Source organism: Microcoleus sp. Pol8_D6, assembly GCF_036700965.1.
Taxonomy (GTDB): Bacteria; Cyanobacteriota; Cyanobacteriia; order Cyanobacteriales; family Microcoleaceae; genus Microcoleus.
The window spans coordinates 44,751-60,692 of record NZ_JAUBPW010000027.1 but is presented as its reverse complement, the minus strand read 5'-3'; the positions used below and the strand labels follow the sequence as shown (position 1 = coordinate 60,692).

Annotated in this window: 10 protein-coding genes and 1 pseudogene; 8 read left to right on the top strand and 3 right to left on the bottom strand. The window is 46.1% G+C overall.

Annotation, left to right across the window (positions count from 1 at the left end; translation table 11 throughout):
• Window positions 1–13: 13 nt before the first annotated feature.
• The gene (locus QUA10_RS13235) at window positions 14–487 is read left to right on the top strand and encodes a TerB family tellurite resistance protein (protein WP_333083069.1); all 474 of its coding nucleotides are present in this window, start codon (window positions 14–16) and stop codon (window positions 485–487) included.
• Between the two features lie 546 nt (window positions 488–1,033).
• Here the strand turns inward: QUA10_RS13235 and QUA10_RS13230 are convergent.
• Both QUA10_RS13230 and QUA10_RS13225 read right to left on the bottom strand, forming a co-directional pair.
• Window positions 1,034–1,564 carry a peptidoglycan-binding protein gene (locus QUA10_RS13230; RefSeq protein WP_333083068.1) on the bottom strand — a complete coding sequence of 177 codons (531 nt, stop codon included), beginning with the start codon at window positions 1,562–1,564 and terminating at the stop codon, window positions 1,034–1,036.
• A 268-nt stretch (window positions 1,565–1,832) separates the two neighbouring features.
• Complete coding sequence (locus QUA10_RS13225) at window positions 1,833–3,485, bottom strand: NAD(P)H-hydrate dehydratase (protein WP_333083067.1); 1,653 nt, start codon at window positions 3,483–3,485, stop codon at window positions 1,833–1,835.
• A gap of 115 nt (window positions 3,486–3,600) precedes the next feature.
• Between QUA10_RS13225 and mnmA the strand changes: the two genes are divergently transcribed.
• Entirely contained in the window at window positions 3,601–4,692 is a 1,092-nt protein-coding gene (mnmA, locus tag QUA10_RS13220; RefSeq protein ID WP_333083065.1) for a tRNA 2-thiouridine(34) synthase MnmA, read from the top strand.
• A gap of 129 nt (window positions 4,693–4,821) precedes the next feature.
• On the opposite strand, the gene QUA10_RS13215 is transcribed toward mnmA, so the two are convergent.
• A complete protein-coding gene (locus tag QUA10_RS13215) occupies window positions 4,822–5,406 on the bottom strand; it encodes a hypothetical protein (RefSeq protein WP_333083064.1) in 585 nt (194 codons plus the stop codon).
• 535 nt (window positions 5,407–5,941) lie between these two features.
• Between QUA10_RS13215 and QUA10_RS13210 the strand changes: the two genes are divergently transcribed.
• From QUA10_RS13210 to QUA10_RS13185, 6 genes and pseudogenes are all read left to right on the top strand, one after another.
• Window positions 5,942–7,915 (top strand): SpoIIE family protein phosphatase, encoded by a 1,974-nt coding sequence (locus QUA10_RS13210; protein WP_333083062.1) that lies wholly within the window; start codon window positions 5,942–5,944, stop codon window positions 7,913–7,915.
• A gap of 77 nt (window positions 7,916–7,992) precedes the next feature.
• Window positions 7,993–8,571, top strand: coding sequence for a DUF6272 family protein (locus QUA10_RS13205; RefSeq protein ID WP_333083061.1), 579 nt, complete (start codon window positions 7,993–7,995; stop codon window positions 8,569–8,571).
• 46 nt (window positions 8,572–8,617) lie between these two features.
• Window positions 8,618–8,962 carry a slr1659 superfamily regulator gene (locus tag QUA10_RS13200; RefSeq protein WP_333083060.1) on the top strand — a complete coding sequence of 115 codons (345 nt, stop codon included), beginning with the start codon at window positions 8,618–8,620 and terminating at the stop codon, window positions 8,960–8,962.
• A gap of 70 nt (window positions 8,963–9,032) precedes the next feature.
• Window positions 9,033–10,508 (top strand): adenylate/guanylate cyclase domain-containing protein, encoded by a 1,476-nt coding sequence (locus tag QUA10_RS13195; RefSeq protein ID WP_333083059.1) that lies wholly within the window; start codon window positions 9,033–9,035, stop codon window positions 10,506–10,508.
• A gap of 272 nt (window positions 10,509–10,780) precedes the next feature.
• Window positions 10,781–10,933: pseudogene (locus QUA10_RS13190) on the top strand (helix-turn-helix domain-containing protein); the annotation flags it as partial.
• Window positions 10,934–11,009: 76 nt separating this feature from the next.
• Window positions 11,010–15,848 (top strand): PAS domain S-box protein, encoded by a 4,839-nt coding sequence (locus tag QUA10_RS13185; protein ID WP_333083058.1) that lies wholly within the window; start codon window positions 11,010–11,012, stop codon window positions 15,846–15,848.
• Window positions 15,849–15,942: the final 94 nt, after the last annotated feature.

The window sequence follows — 15,942 nt, the reverse complement described above, 5'->3', positions numbered from 1 at the left end:
ACCAATTTTGATTATGCAAACCCCACCTCCTCCATCAATTACCCCCCGCCAGATGAATCTGCTGAGAATTGTTGCTTCTATGGCATGGGCAGACGGCGAACTCGCTACCGAAGAAGTTAATTTAATGCTCGATCGCTTTTGTCGTTTGTTTGCCCCAGATACCGACGGACAACAAATGCAACAAGAACTGCGGGATTACATCATGCAAAATATTCCCCTTGATGAGTTGATCGGTCAACTAGAAACTCAAGATGAAAGGGAATTAGTCCTGCAACTCGGCTATGAAGTGATTTCTTCTAGTTCTCGCACTCCCGATGAACCCAAAATTAACGCTGAAGAAGCCGCAGCTTATCACAAATTAGTGAAGTTGCTGAATCTTTCAGAGGATGTGGTCAAGCGTATTGAAGCTGAATCATCGGCTGCAGATACTTCAGAGGGAATTGTCGAGAAGATGGCTCACAAATTAGAAAAGTTCATCAAAGGCTAGTTAGTGACTTGCGCGCGCTTGGCTTAAAAACCCGGTTGATTCCTAGATTTCTCGTTACTCAACGTGGAATTTTTCGTAGAAACCGGGAATAAGCCTCCTATACCTAAGTCTTTTTAGGTAAGTATCGCACTCATATTTTTATGAGTGAAACTATTTATAAATAAAGCTGAAGGGAAATAAACCGGCTTGTGAGTCCCAATTTCCTACGATATAGTAACAAAAAAACACGGGGAAGTTGAGCATATTTTTCATCGCCGGGAACGGTAACAGAATTTGCGATCGCCCTTCCCGCGCGCTGCCTTACCCTTAACGATAATTAGGGACTTAGGCAAAGCCTAAATCCCTAATTTATCTACCGATTTGGGGTGCTCACTGAAAGTAATATCGTTTCCGGCTGCATCAGAATAATAAAATCGAGTCAACAGTCAACACTCAACCATTCAGTTTTTCGACCCGCCCGTCAACAGTCAACAGTCAACAGTCAACAGTCAACAGTCAACAATCATTTCTGAGTACAACCGGAATTGATATGAATCCAACCAGTCATTAGTGCGGTAACTTGCTGAGGGCGTGCCAAGTTCTGTAGCCGACAATACCATCTTGGGGTAAAGCCATGCTAATTTGCAATTGTCGCACTGCTACATCTGTCATCGGCCCGAATAATCCGTCAATGAAGCCGAAATAGTATCCATTCATTTTCAAGACATTCTGAACAATTTTAACAGCATTGCCAGAACTGCCCTTCATGAGGGTCGGCATATTCACAGGTGCACCAGAGTATAGTGCTTCCCAAGTGAGAGGGCCCACAATTCCATCTTCTTTTAAAAAGACGCGGTGTTGATAGCCTTTGACCGCGTTTTGAACTTGGACACCGAAAATACCGTCAATCGGCCCGAAATAATATGCCCAATGATATAGAAGCTGTTGTAGTTCCTTGACAGCTTGACCTGTTGAACCCATTTGTAAAGTGGGTTTGTTTACTCCAGTGGTTTCAGCAAATGCCAGACTTGATTGAGCAGTAGTATCGGCGACAAGAGCCATAGTTTCATTGTTCAAGCTTCTTTCTTCGGTATACATAATGTGGTTCCTCTCAGCATTTAAGTTTTCGTTTTTGATATTTCAGGTATAACTGGTGGGATTTGTGGATGCACAGTCACTTTTTGGAGTGTCACTCATGTGAGTGTCACTCGTTTGAGTTACCCGTGGGTTTGTCGTCAGGAATGCAAGTTGTAATATTTTTATGAGGACTTCTGTCGTCACTACAAACCAAGGGGTAAGGTGCGCGGTGGACACCTACCCAATACAAAGATGCGGGGTACGCACCCTACCCATTACTGTTGATTGTTTACTCCGCAAACTCTCGCAAAGCTGGAATTAAATACTGTGTCAAAGTAAAGGCATCTACTCCTAATTCCGTCCGTTCTTTGGCCGCCAGGATTCCGGCTTGAGCGTGCCACCAAGCTGCTGTTGCTGCAACTGATTGGGGGGGGGATTTGCGGGCGATCGCACTTGCTAATAGTCCCCCTAACAAGCCTGTGAGAACGTCGCCACTGCCGCCTCTGGCGAGGGCTGGGGTGCTTTCGGGATTAAGGTAGGTGATGGTACGTGAAGCGTAGCTATCCGGTAGGGAATCTTCCTCATCCTTCCAACTTATGCAAACTCTCGCTCCCTTGAGCAATATCGTTGCACCGCAAAGCTTAGCTGCTGCTTGAGTTGCGGCAATTCGATCCTCGCCCGTTCCATCGGCTAAGTCGGGAAATAAACGCTTGAATTCGCCAGGGTGAGGCGTGATAATTGTCAGCGCTGAACGTTCCGACAAAATCGGGACTGTGCCGAGTTGAGCGAGGATATTTAAACCGTCAGCATCTAAAACCAGAGGTCGATCGCTCTCCAGTACAGATTCTACAGCTATTGCCGCTTCCAATGTCAGACCTGGCCCTGCGGCGATCGCATCATAAGAACTCAAATCAATTGCTACTGGCAACTCGCTAATTGCACCGCTTTGGGTTTCGGGACATCCTATAACTAATGCCTCTGGCAACTGACTGCTCAACATCGGTTTAATCGACTCAGGAACAGCAATTGACAGCATTCCGATGCCGCTGGCTCTTGCTCCAAATGCTGCCAAAATTGCGGCTCCGCTGTAGCGGCGGGAACCTGCAATAATTAGTAAGTGACCATTGGTGTATTTGTGCGAAATTGGCGATCGGGGTAACGGCAAATGCTGACTTGCCGAGGCTTGTGTAATGCGTTGTATTCCTGGCGTTTCACCCAATATTGCTGCAATATCTGCTGCGGGAATATCAAAATCAATTAATTCGGAACTCCCGATATATTCTAACGCTCTATCTTGCAGAAATGCCATTTTCCACAAACCCAAACATAATGTATGTTTTGCCCGGATTGCCGTCCCCAAAACTTCTCCGGTGTCTGTATGAATTCCCGATGGAATGTCTATACTTAAAATCGGTATGTTTAAATTATTTATTTCGTCAATAGCTGCTGCGGTAGCGTTATTAATTTCTCGTTCTAATCCAAAGCCAAATAAACCATCTACGAGCAAAGTACAGTTTTTCAGATTTTCAATTTTATCAAGAAATGAAATATTTAAATAGCGGGCATAATCAGCGTGATTTTTTGTTAGTTCTTTTAGTTTAGAAAACGGGCAGTAAATAACTACTTGGAAACCTTGAAAATGCAATTCACGCGCCACAACCAAAGCATCGCCGCCGTTGTGCCCGGGCCCAACCAATACGCCGATAACTGGCAATTGAGAATTAACAAGATTTTTCCCTTCTTCCCTTTTCCTTCTATCCGTTAAATCCCGTACATTGCTAGTTGCCGAACTTCCTTCCACTTTCAAAAGCTCCTGAATGCGTAGGGCAATCAGTCCCGCGACTTTTTCCATTAAAGCTGCGACTGGCATTCCAGCAGCAAAGATTCTGGTTTCTATTTGCCGCATTTGGTCGGCGGTGACAACAAATTTTTGAATAGTCATATTAGTGCTAAAATTTCAGCTAACAGCAGCAGTGGCAGGTTGTAGTATACTTGTGGTATAATAAATTAGCTCGATCGAACTAACTCACAGTAAAATAGCAATTTCTCTCAGAATCATGAACAAGATTGTTGTAGGCCTCTCCGGCGGGGTCGATAGTTCCGCAGCAGCCGCAATTTTACACCATCAGGGATATGAAGTGGTGGGTTTAACGCTGTGGTTGATGAAGGGTAAAGGTCAGTGCTGCTCTGAGGGAATGGTCGATGCAGCTAAAATTTGCGAAGATTTGGGCGTTCCCCACCACATTGTTGACAGCCGCGAGGTCTTTCAGGCAAGTATTGTCGATTATTTGGTGGAGGGTTACAGTGCAGGAGTTACGCCTTTGCCTTGTTCGCAGTGCAATAAAACTGTGAAGTTCGGGCCAATGCTTAAGTATGCTCGCGAAGAACTCGGAATTGAAAAAATCGCTACAGGGCACTACGCTCGGATTACTTACGATGCTGCTACGGGTCGCTATCAGTTGCTGCGGGCGGTCGACCCTGCGAAAGATCAGTCTTATTTCTTGTATGATTTAACACAGGATTTGTTGGCGGGTACGGAATTTCCTTTGGGGGAAATTACCAAGACAGAAACTCGCAGAATTGCGGCGGAATTTGGCTTGACAACTGCTGATAAGCCGGAAAGTCAGGATTTGTGCTTGGTGGAAAGTAACGGTTCGATGCGGGCTTTTCTGGATAAGTACATTGCGCCACAAAAGGGTGACATTGTGGACAAGTCAGGGCGGGTGCTCGGACAGCATGACGGCGTGCATCACTACACAATCGGCCAGCGGAAGGGACTAGGGATTGCTGGACCGGAACCGCTATACGTGATTGAACTTGATGCTGCTGGCAATCGGGTAATTGTGGGCGATCGACAGTTGGCAGTAGAATCTGAATGTACAGTCCAGAAAGTGAATTGGGTTTCTGTGGCTGCGCCGATGGCTCCGATTCGGGCTCAGGTACAGATTCGATATCGATCGCAACCCGTCCCCGCTACAATTATTCCTGTGGAACCATCTCAAGCAGAGGAAAAAGCCGGCGGTACAAGAGTTAAGTTGATTTTTGACGAACCGCAGTTGAGCATTACCCCCGGACAAGCGGCCGTTTGGTATGACGGAGACGTGCTGTTGGGCGGCGGCATCATCGAAAGAAACCAACTCCCAAATTAAGCCAAGGGCAGGCTAGAAGCCCAACCCCTACTCCCCACAAGAAACCACCCACAAAAAACTCACTCTTTGTGGAACAGGCAAGATGCCTGTTCCAAAAGGAAACTTATATTTCATTTCCCAGGGGTACATTTACTTAACTAACTTTTTTTCCAAACGCAAGATATTTCCCCTAGCATTAGTGCGGTAAACCCAAGTTTGCCTACCATCAGAAACCACAACCCGCCAACCTTCGACAATCATTTGACCGCAAATTTCATCCGCTTTCGAGAGTCCTAAACAAGTATTCGGCCAACTTTGTCCGCTTGATTCCGTTACTTTCAACTTGTCAGCAGCAATGCCAGTGGAGCCCGACAACTCTCGGCGAACTGCTTCTGCTACGGTTGCGGGCAATTGCTTCGGGGGATTTTTGCGCGTACCCTCGGCCAAATTCCCCGGTTCGGAAGTGAGTGTATTAAGTGCCAATACCGAATAGCTGATTGTTTGGGGCACCGCGGCTGAGGAAAATTGCTGCGCGGTTTGCTGCTGTTGCCTTTCCAACTGGGCAAGGGAATCTTTGAGGGCGCCCGCGTTTGCCGCAGCGGTGTGTCTTAGCGCCGGATACATTTCCCATACCAGAATTCCTGTCAGCACCAAAGCCAAGATTACAGGATTGGGCTGCTTTTGGTCTCGGTGTTTATTTTTTTGAAGTTTATTTTTGGAGATTCTTTTCATCATACGCCCTCTGCCTCACTTTACACAATGCGCGATCGCTCCTGAACACTCAACTGCAGATACTTATTTAGACACTATTGCTGGTGCTATTGGTTCCTTTGTGCAGAACCCACTTGACTGCTGGTTGCTGGTGCGGCGCAAGTATTTCCTACTCGCTGCCGGCAGTTGTGCTTCAGGAAACTTGCACTACCCAGTTATTACTTAATTTTTACTTTTTGTCTCAGGGTATTAAGAAAAATTTATGCTTAAGTAAATATTCTTAAAAGCCTCTAATCCTGCCCCCCAATCTCAGTACAAATTACTATTCTTCGTTCCAAAACTGCTAAACATGTTTTAGACTGTGGGAGGCGAGCTGAGCCAAGGATATCACAGGGATGCCGCAAAATTTGTTGCAACAGGACGAAAACGCCTTAGAAATTAAATCAGCGATAGCTAATTAATTGTCTTAGCATTGTGGTTTTCTAGAGCGATCATCCCCAAAACTACTTTAGTAGCGATCGCTACTTTTTTAGTATAATTTTATTTAAATGTATCAATTATGAACAGAAAATCCTTGGCTATCGATTTAATGAATCGGCTGAGCTATCCTCAAAAATTTACCTTAATCGGTTTTCTATTTGCAATACCGTTAACCTTGGTCATGTACCTGCTGATTTCCGAAATTAACAGCAGGGTTGATTTTTCCCAAAAAGAAATCTACGGTAATCAATACCTGCGCCCACTGCGCCAGTTGAGGGAATACCTACCTCAACTTCAACTCTTAAATTATCAGCCTTTAAATACAAATTTAAGCCTACCAGATACGAGAGCCGATTTAGAAGCTAAGATGGACGCGAACTTTCAATCCCTGGCTAATACAGAGCGCCAGCTTGGAAACATACTAATGTCCAGTGAAAAATTTAATACTATTTATCAAGATTGGCAAAACTTCAAACTTCGCCGCAGTCAGTGGAGTTTAGAAACTTACGATTTGGTATATCAACGTTTAGCGGCCGACATTAATAGACTGAGCGCTCACGTCGGCGATACTTCTAATCTAATTTTAGACCCCGATCTTGATACCTATTATTTGATGGATGCTACCTTGCTGAAGATTCCAGAAATCCAAAAAATCTTGTCAGAGATTAGGCTTATTTCTCAAACAAACAGCTTGCGTTCCTATGCCACACCCGAAGAAAGAGCGAAACTGATTACTTTGGCAGGCAAATTGAGAGAACTTAATCAGGATTTAGCAATCAATATGGAGGTAGGATATAGCAATAATCCTCACAGGAATCTGCGACAGAAATTAAGCGACGATGTGACCAAATTTAACTCCGTAGTAGAGCTGCTAACTGGTCAAATAGATAAACTGATTTATCCCACAGCCTTAGTGGAATATTATGCCTATCTCGATGGCAGCGATCGAGTTCTGAATTCGAGTTTTGAACTGTGGGACAAAACTCTCAATGAATTAAACTTTCTCCTGCAAAAACGCATTGATAGTTTTGTTGCCAAAAAACGCATAATTTCTATTGTTGTGTTAATAACCTTAGCTCTAGTTATTTATTTATTTGTAAGTTTTTACAGAAGCGTTATGCAAACTGTATTTGTCCTTAACGAAGCTGCAAAAAAGATGGCAAGCGGCAATCTAAACCACAAAATTATTTTGGATAACAGAGATGAACTGGGGCAAGTTGTGGGTGCGTTTAACAAGATTGCCGATGCCTTAGTTGGTGCAAATCAAAAAATTACTGTCCTCAATGATCGCCTAAAAGCTGAAAATATGCGAATGAGCGCCGAACTAGACGTTACTCGCAAGATTCAGCAGATGCTGCTGCCGAAAGACCGAGAACTCAATGAAGTTGTGGGCTTAGATATTGCGGGATTTATGGAAGCTGCTGAGGAAGTAGGCGGCGACTATTACGATGTACTCCAACACAAAGGTAGAGTGAAAATTGGCATTGGAGATGTGACAGGACACGGATTGGAGAGCGGGGTTTTAATGATTATGGTTCAAACGGCAGTGCGAACTTTGCTCGCTTACAATGAACCAGACCCAGTAAGATTTTTAAGTGCTATTAACAGTGTAATTTACGATAATGTGCAGCGCATGAAATCCGATAAAAACGCCACCCTTGCTTTGCTAGACTATGAGGAGGGGATGCTGAAGTTGAGTGGCCAGCATGAAGAAATGATTGTTGTGCGGTGTAACGGTTCTGTCGAGCGGTTTGATACAATCGATTTGGGTTTCCCGATTGGGCTGGATGTAGATATTGATGAATTTGTTGCTGAGAAAATTGTGCATTTGCGTTCAGGAGATGTGGTTGTACTATACACGGACGGGATTACGGAAGCTAAAAATATGGATAAAGTGCTTTATGGTTTAAAGAGGTTAATTGAGGTAGTAGAGATTAATTGGCAGCGTTCGGCTGCTGAAATTAGGCACGCTGTAATTAAGGACGTGCGATGGCACATCGGCGAACAAAAAGTTTTTGACGACATCACATTGCTGGTACTGAAACAAAAATAACTATTTGGATATGCCTCCTAAAGTTTAAAATATATTCAGCGATCCCCCTCATCTCAAACTTTAGCTCTCACATCGATATGACTCAGATTTTCGGAGATTTCATCGAGCAGACCGCTAGCCAAGAATACTTAATAATTGGATTTTCTCCAAGTTCGGTTCCTCTCAAGCAGCGGTGGCGGAACAACGGTTTGTCGGCGGATTTTCTGGCTGACTACCTGACGACTTTTTTTCCGGGCAACCAAGATGAACCCTCGACAATAGAAAGACAAGCTGAAATAAAAAGCGCTGTTAGCTACATTGCCAACGAGTTATTGGAAAATGCCATGAAGTTTAATGATGAAACCTCGGAGTACCCGATCGCTATTAAACTGCAATTAGAGAGCGACGGAGTGATTTTCTCAGTTGCTAACAGCATCTCTCCCCAAGCGGTGGACAAGTTTCAGGCTTATATTCACCAGTTGCTGACCTCCGAGCCAAGCGAACTTTACATTCAGCGGTTAGAAAAAAATGCTGCTGACGACAACTGTACCAATTCTGGATTGGGTTTGTTGACCATGCTCACCGATTATACCGCCAAGCTTGGCTGGAAATTCCAGACCGTGCACAAAGACCCGGAAGTAATTGCGGTGACAACTATGGTGCAATTAACAGTATAAGCAACACTAGCGATCGATAATATCGAAGGGACTTTTTTTTGTGGCTATGGAAATTTATACAGAAGATTACCAGATCTGTTACGATCCAGCAACGGCAACCGTGAGTTTTATTGGCTCTCTAAGGCTAAGCGGGCCTGCAGAGTACGCGCCGATAGCGCAGTTGCTGACTCAGGTTGCCGACGTGGAACCGACAAAAATTACCCTGAATTTTGAGCAGTTAGAATTTTTGAACAGTTCTGGCATCAATATGCTATCGAAGTTTATTATCCATGTACGCAAAACAGCCAAGGTGCAAATGGCGGTACAAGGCTCTCAAAGCATAGGTTGGCACGGTAAATCTTTGAGAAATTTCCAGCGCCTGATGCCTGGTTTACAGTTGGAATTTCTCTAGAAATACGATTACTTTTAGGGTGCGAGATGTTGAGCAATTTTTTGTTAGTCAAGGCGCAAATTCTCGAGTTATGCTGGAAGAACAACCATCTAGAGAACAGCTACTTTTAGAGATAGAAAGATTGCGCCAGCAAGTGGAAGACTTGAAGGAGGAAAAAGCGGATCTGGAAATCTTGCTGGAAACTACTGCTCAACATTCCGATACGGTTGAAACAGAGTTGCGATCTCGCGCATTCGAGGCGGTGCGCGAAGGCGAAATCAAGCTGGCTCAATTTCTCGAAGCGATTCCCATAGGTGTGCTCGTGCTGGATTCTCAAGGCAGACCTTACTACGTAAATCACGCCGGAGAGCAGTTACTCGGCCAAGGAGTTTTGCCCTTAAATTCAGTTGAGGATTTGTCAGAAAGTTATCAAATTTATATTGCGGGAACTGAGACTATTTACCCTTTCGAGAATTTGCCGATCGTTCGAGCTTTGAGGGGCGAAAATGCGACGGCTGAAAATCTGGAGATTCATCAATCCCACAAGAAAGTTCCCCTGGAGATTTGGGGAACGCCAATTTTTGACGAGAGTGGCAAAGTTGCTTTTGCGATCGCAGTTTTTCAAGATGTCACGGAACGCAAAGAAGCTGAAGCGGATCGCCATTTATTTATTAAGAAACTATTTGACCTGAATCAAAACTTGGAAAAATCCCTGGATGCAGAATCAGACTTAACTGATGCCTATGGGCGATTTGTGCCTCACCAATTTCTAAATTTGTTGGGATATGAAAGTATTATAGATGTCCATTTAGGGGATCAAGTGCAACAGGAAATGTCGGTGCTCTTTTCGGATATTCGCGATTTCACGACGCTTTCGGAAACTATGAATCCCCAAGAAAATTTTAATTTTATCAATGCTTACCTTTCGCGGATGGAGCCTGCGATTACTAGCAATAACGGGTTTATTGACAAATACATCGGCGATGCAATTATGGCTTTGTTTAGTGACTTTGCAGATGATGCAGTGAAAGCGGGTATTGCAATGCTAAATATCCTGAAAAATTATAACGAATACCGTCAAGGCGTCGGCTACATCCCGATTCAAATTGGAATTGGCATTAATTCTGGTTCTTTGATGCTGGGGACAGTCGGGGGTACAAGCCGAATGGACAGCACTGTGATTAGCGATGCTGTTAATTTAGCATCTCGCATTGAAGGATTGACCAAAGATTACGGCGTACCTCTGTTAATTTCTCAGCAGACTTTGGAACGGTTGCGAAATCCCACAGATTATGCTATTAGAATTGTGGATAAAGTACAGGTAAAAGGAAAATCTCAATATGTCGTAGTCTATGAGGTATTTGATGCAGATCCGCCGGAAATTTTGTCGGCAAAGCTAGCAAATTTGTCCGTATATAATGAAGCTATGTTACTGTGCGATCGCAAAGAGTTCCGAGAAGCGGGAAAATTATTTGAAGAGTGTTTGCGAACAAATCCCAGCGATCATGTAGCTCGCATTTACCTGAAACGCTGTCGGGATTGGCGATCGCTCCTCAAAGGAATTTAAAGCAAGCTAGTCTATTTGAGATTTGAGATTGACTCCATATAGCAATCCTCGCATCACTTGTGAATTTCTTACTTTCTCCCTGCAGGTTCGGGGAGAGTTGGGGTGGGTGAAAAATTTACGACTCCTGTAAGGATTGATATATATCTTGAGAGTGATGACTGACCTCTGGAATCTGTCAAAGGTGTAAAATATAAACAGCTTTATAGCTGTTACTTCTGAGGCTTCTCAAAATAGAACGGCTGAGGGCGGAACAGCCAGCGATCGGTAATTTGGTGCGAGAACGGCGGCCAGCGCTGAACCTGTCTCAGAAAAAGTTGGCGGATGAATTAGGGATGACCTTTTCCACGATTAATCGTTGGAAAAAGGGACACGCTACGACTTCTCGCTTGCCACTCAAGCAAATTTACATCTTGCTGGATGAGTTAGGTAATTCGCCAGATGCAACGGCGAATGCACTAAGGCACAGCGAGCAAGATATTTTTCGGATAAGGAGTAAAAAGGGTGAGTGTAGAGGGAATCAACAGCATTTTCAGAGATATTCGACTACTTCCCTATGGTGTGGCGATTCTCTCCGTGGTTCTGGCACTGGGGCTAACCCGATCGCTTTTACCGTGGCTCTACCCAACCACGATGCCCCTGTTTCTCATCGCGGTGATGGTGAGTTCTTGGTATGGCAGTTTCGGGGCTGGGCTTCTGGCAACAATTTTATCGACGCTGGCAATCAACTATTTTTTTATTGAGCCATTCTATTCCTTACAGATCGCTAATGTAGAGACAATTGTTCGGATCGGTATGTTTTCGATCGCCGCAGCATTGAGCGCTTCACTCAGTTTATCGTGGCGCAATGCTCTAAAAAATGCGAAAGCAGCCTTGCAAAATTTACAGGAGGCAAGGTTCCTAGAACAAAAAGCCCAGGTTCGGGGCCAAGTAGCACAAACTGCGGCGATTGAGGCAAAAGAACAGCTAGAAACGGTACTTTCTAGCATCAACGATGGGTTTTACATCCTTGATCGCGATTGGCGCTACACCTATGCCAACGATCGCTACTGTGAAATGATTGGAATGCCCCGGTCAGAGATTCTGGGTCAGAACGTTTGGGAGTTATTTCCGGCAGCCGTTGACACCGATGCTTATGTGCAGTTTCATCGGGCAATGCGCGAACAAACGCCACTCCAGTTTGATTATCTGTACTCACCTTGGAAAGGTTGGCATGACCATCGCATTTACCCTTCGCCCCGGGGACTGACCGTTTTGCTTGCTGACATTACCGATCGCAAACAGGCAGAACTCCTCCTCATCGAGCAGAAACGACTGCTGGAGTCGATCGCCTTCGGACAGCCACTCGACGACTGTCTGGCAGCAGTGTGTGACTCAGTATCCAGGCTGAATCCGGGTACCCGCGCGGGCTTCCTGCTAGCGGATGCTCAGCGGTTAACTTTTAACAGATCCATTACTCCAGACTTTCCACCATCTTTTGCTGAAGGACTTCAAGATGCTCCGATTAACGATTTGTGCATTGGAACCTGCGGCGAAGCATTGTATAGCGGTCAGCCAGTAACCTGCGCCGACATTGTCAAGGACGATCGCTGGTCGCAAGCATGGCGAAATTTATGCGTGGCTCATGGGATTCTAGCCTGTCATTCTCAGCCCGTGTTCAGGCACGACAATCTACCTATGGGGTCGCTGATGCTGTGCTTTAGCGAGGCGCGGATGCCGACTGATTGGGAACATAAACTCGCGGAGTTCGGCACCCAAGTTGCCAGCATCGTCTTCGAGCGCGATCGATCATTCCAGGCGTTGCGTGAGAGCCAAGAACAACTCCGATTGGCTTCCGAAGGCGGCAATTTGGGTTTGTGGTATTGGGATATGGAAACAGACACGCTGAGTTTGACGGACATAGCCAAAGCGATGTTTGGTTTACCCGTCAATACAGCAATGTCGATACAGGTGTTTTTAGAAGCCGTGCATCACGACGATCGCCCATTGCTTCACACCGCCCTCAGTGAGCTAAAAGCGAACCAACCGCATACTGAAATTGAGTATCGGACGCTGTGGGCAGATGGCACCGTTCGTTGGATTTTGGCAAAGGGCGATTGCGCCTATAACGCTGAGGGCATCATAATTTCGACGCGCGGCGTATTAATCGACATCAGTGATCGTAAACAAGCCGAAGAAGCGTTGCGTCAAAGCGAAGAGCACAGTCGGAACATTCTGGAGAGCATTGATGATGGATTCTTTTCCCTTGATGAGAATTGGCGTTTCACTTACGTGAATCGGTCAGCGGAAATTCTGCTAGACCGCACTGCAGGCGATCTGATTGGCAAGAATGTGTGGGAAGAATTCCCCGGACTCAATGGCAGTGAGTTTGAGCGGGTTTATCGGGGCGTGGCAAACGAGCGCGTGGCTTTGTCAGTCACGGCGTTTTATCCCGATCATGATCGGTGGTATGACGTTCGCACCTACCCTGCCGCGAACGGGATTACCATTTATTTCCGAAATGTCACCGATCAACAACTGGCCGAGGAGGTATTGCAACAACGAGAAGCAGAACTTCGTTTAGTCACCAATGCCGTGCCTGCCTTGATCTCTTTTGTAGACTCAGACCAACGCTACCGCTTCAACAATCGAGCATATGAAGAATGGTTTGGACATCCGGCAGCGCAAATCTATGGCAAGCACCTTCAAGAGGTTTTAGGCGAAACTGGCTATGAAGGGATTCGTCCTTATGTTGAGCAAGTCTTGGCAGGACAGGAAGTAACCTTTGAAAGCCAAATTCCCTACAAAGATGGTGGAACCCGGTATATCAATGCGACCTATGTTCCCCGCTTCAATAGCCAGGGAAAAGTTGAAGGGTTTGTAGCACTGGTCAACAATATCACCGATCGCAAACAAGCCGAAGCCACACTACGGGAGAGTGAGGCAAGGTTCCGGCTGATGGCAGATGCCGCCCCTGTGCTGATTTGGATGTCGGGCACCGATAAACTCTGTTATTACTTCAACCTCCCGTGGCTCAACTTTACCGGACGGACGATCGAGCAAGAAAGGGGCAATGGTTGGGCACAAGGAGTCCACCCCGACGACCTCGATCGGTGTTTAGACACCTATGTGACGAGCTTTGATGCCCGTCAACCGTTCAAGATGGAATATCGTTTGAAACGCTTTGATGGCATATACCGTTGGGTGATGGATGAAGCTGTTCCTCGTTACGGATTGGAAGGTGAGTTCTTGGGCTACATCGGCTCCTGTGTTGATATTGAAGACCACAAACAAGCTGAGGAAGCGTTGCGCGAGAGTGAATCCCGCCTCCGTCTGATCTTTGAAAGCGCCAAAGATTATGCCATCTTCACCCTCGACCTTAACGGCATCATTGCCAGTTGGAACTCAGGGGCAGAACGGCTGTTGGGCTATACCGAGACAGAAGCAATTGGTTGCTCCAGTCGGATGATTTTCACACCTGCAGATAACGAACAAGGACAAGCCGAGTACCAGAGGCAAACGGCTCTACTGCAAGGACGGGCCGAAGACGAACGCTGGCACGTTCGCAAAGATGGGAATCACTTTTGGGCGAGTGGATTGATGATGCCCCTGCTTAATGAAGCGAATTCTTTGCAGGGATTTGTCAAAATCATGCAGGACAAGACCGCACAACGGGAAGCAAGTGAGCGACTGCAATTGCTGTATGAAACTACCCGCGATCTATTGAATACAGAACAGCCTCTGGCGTTGATGCACGCGCTATTCCGCAAACTTGCAGTGCAACTCGATCTGCACTGTTACTACAACTTCATGGTGGAAGAAAAAGACAACCACCCGATGCTGCATTTGAGAAACTACGATGGCATCTCTGAAGAAACAGCGCAGGCAATGGCATGGATCGAATTAGGGGAATATCTCTGTGGACTGGTTGCCCAAACGCAGCAGCAAGTTGTCTTTAATCAAGCCCAACTTTCCACTCATCCGAATGCTAAAGCCGTCTGTGAAATGGGCCTCACGGCTTACGCGGGTCAACCGTTAATCGCTCAAGGGCGGTTATTAGGAACGCTCTCATTTGGCAGTTTGACTCGGACGGACTTTACGCCTGCTGAAATCGATCTGCTGCGATCGACCTGTGACCAAATCGCGATCGCTCTGGAACGGGCAAATCTGAACGATTCACTCCAGCAGCAAGCGGAACAGCTAAGACAGGCAAATCGGATCAAGGATGAGTTTTTAGCGGTACTATCCCATGAATTGCGATCGCCGCTCAATCCCATCCTGGGGTGGACAAAGCTGCTTCAAACTGGCAAGCTGGATGCGGCCAAAACTGCACAGGCGTTAGCGACGATCGAACGCAATGCCAAGCTGCAAACTGAATTGATTGAAGATTTACTTGATGTCTCGAAAATTCTCCAAGGCAAACTCAGTCTTAATATTCGTCCAGTCGATTTAGCTTTAACTGTGGAATCGGCGATCGAAACTGTTAATTTGGCTGCTGTTGCTAAATCCATTGATATTCGGACTGCGTTAGATCCTCAGATTGGACAAATTTTGGGGGATTCGGGCCGTTTGCAGCAAATTGTCTGGAATCTTGTTTCCAATGCGGTCAAATTCACCTCAGCCGGGGGGCGCGTTGAGGTGAATTTGACTCGTGTTGGCAATCACGCTCAAATTACTGTGGCTGATACAGGGATTGGCATCGCACGGGAGTTTTTACCCTACGTGTTTGACTACTTCCGGCAAAAAGATGGCGCTACAACCCGCAACTTTGGTGGCTTGGGATTGGGACTGGCGATCGTGCGGCATCTAGTGGAACTTCACGGCGGTACCGTTGGGGCCCAGAGCCAGGGTGAAGGGTTAGGGGCCACCTTTACCGTCAGACTGCCTCTATCAGGGAAGGTAAGACAAGAAAACTCTCTTGCAAGACTTTCGGAACGATCGACTGCGGATGAACCTTTATCCGGGATGCGGATACTTGTGGTAGATGATGAGCCGGATATGCGAGAGTTGATTTCCTTTTTGCTAGAAGATGCAGGTGCAGAGGTACTGACTGTTGCTGTGCCTCAAGAAGCCGTCACAGCGTTGACTAATTTCCAGCCAGATGTCCTGTTGAGTGACATTGGTATGCCGGGGATGGATGGCTATATGCTGTTGCGGCAAGTGCGAGCTCTGCCGCCAGAACGGGGTGGGCAGATTCCCGCGATCGCCCTGACTGCCTATGCGGGTGAGTTTAATCAACAGCAAGCTTTGCAAGCTGGATTTCACCGACATCTGGCAAAGCCGATCGAACCGGATAAATTAATTAAGACGATCGCCGCGCTTCTTAGCAATAACAGTCATCGCCCAGCAAGCTCTAAGGATTGATGCGATCGAGTTCAAGCCGATCGAACATCACCAAGCTTTTAAGTTGCTCTGGTTAGGCAGCGATATTTGCATTAAAGGAGAATCTATCAATAAA

Bases quoted from the DNA above. Each gene is read 5' to 3' on its own strand.
- QUA10_RS13230 (WP_333083068.1), bottom strand. From the start codon at position 1,564: ATGTATACCGAAGAAAGAAGCTTGAACAATGAAACTATGGCTCTTGTC.
- QUA10_RS13195 (WP_333083059.1), top strand. From the start codon at position 9,033: ATGCTGGAAGAACAACCATCTAGAGAACAGCTACTTTTAGAGATAGAA.
- QUA10_RS13200 (WP_333083060.1), top strand. From the start codon at position 8,618: ATGGAAATTTATACAGAAGATTACCAGATCTGTTACGATCCAGCAACG.
- QUA10_RS13210 (WP_333083062.1), top strand. From the start codon at position 5,942: ATGAACAGAAAATCCTTGGCTATCGATTTAATGAATCGGCTGAGCTAT.
- mnmA (WP_333083065.1), top strand. From the start codon at position 3,601: ATGAACAAGATTGTTGTAGGCCTCTCCGGCGGGGTCGATAGTTCCGCA.
- QUA10_RS13215 (WP_333083064.1), bottom strand. From the start codon at position 5,406: ATGATGAAAAGAATCTCCAAAAATAAACTTCAAAAAAATAAACACCGA.
- QUA10_RS13205 (WP_333083061.1), top strand. From the start codon at position 7,993: ATGACTCAGATTTTCGGAGATTTCATCGAGCAGACCGCTAGCCAAGAA.
- QUA10_RS13225 (WP_333083067.1), bottom strand. From the start codon at position 3,485: ATGACTATTCAAAAATTTGTTGTCACCGCCGACCAAATGCGGCAAATA.
- QUA10_RS13235 (WP_333083069.1), top strand. From the start codon at position 14: ATGCAAACCCCACCTCCTCCATCAATTACCCCCCGCCAGATGAATCTG.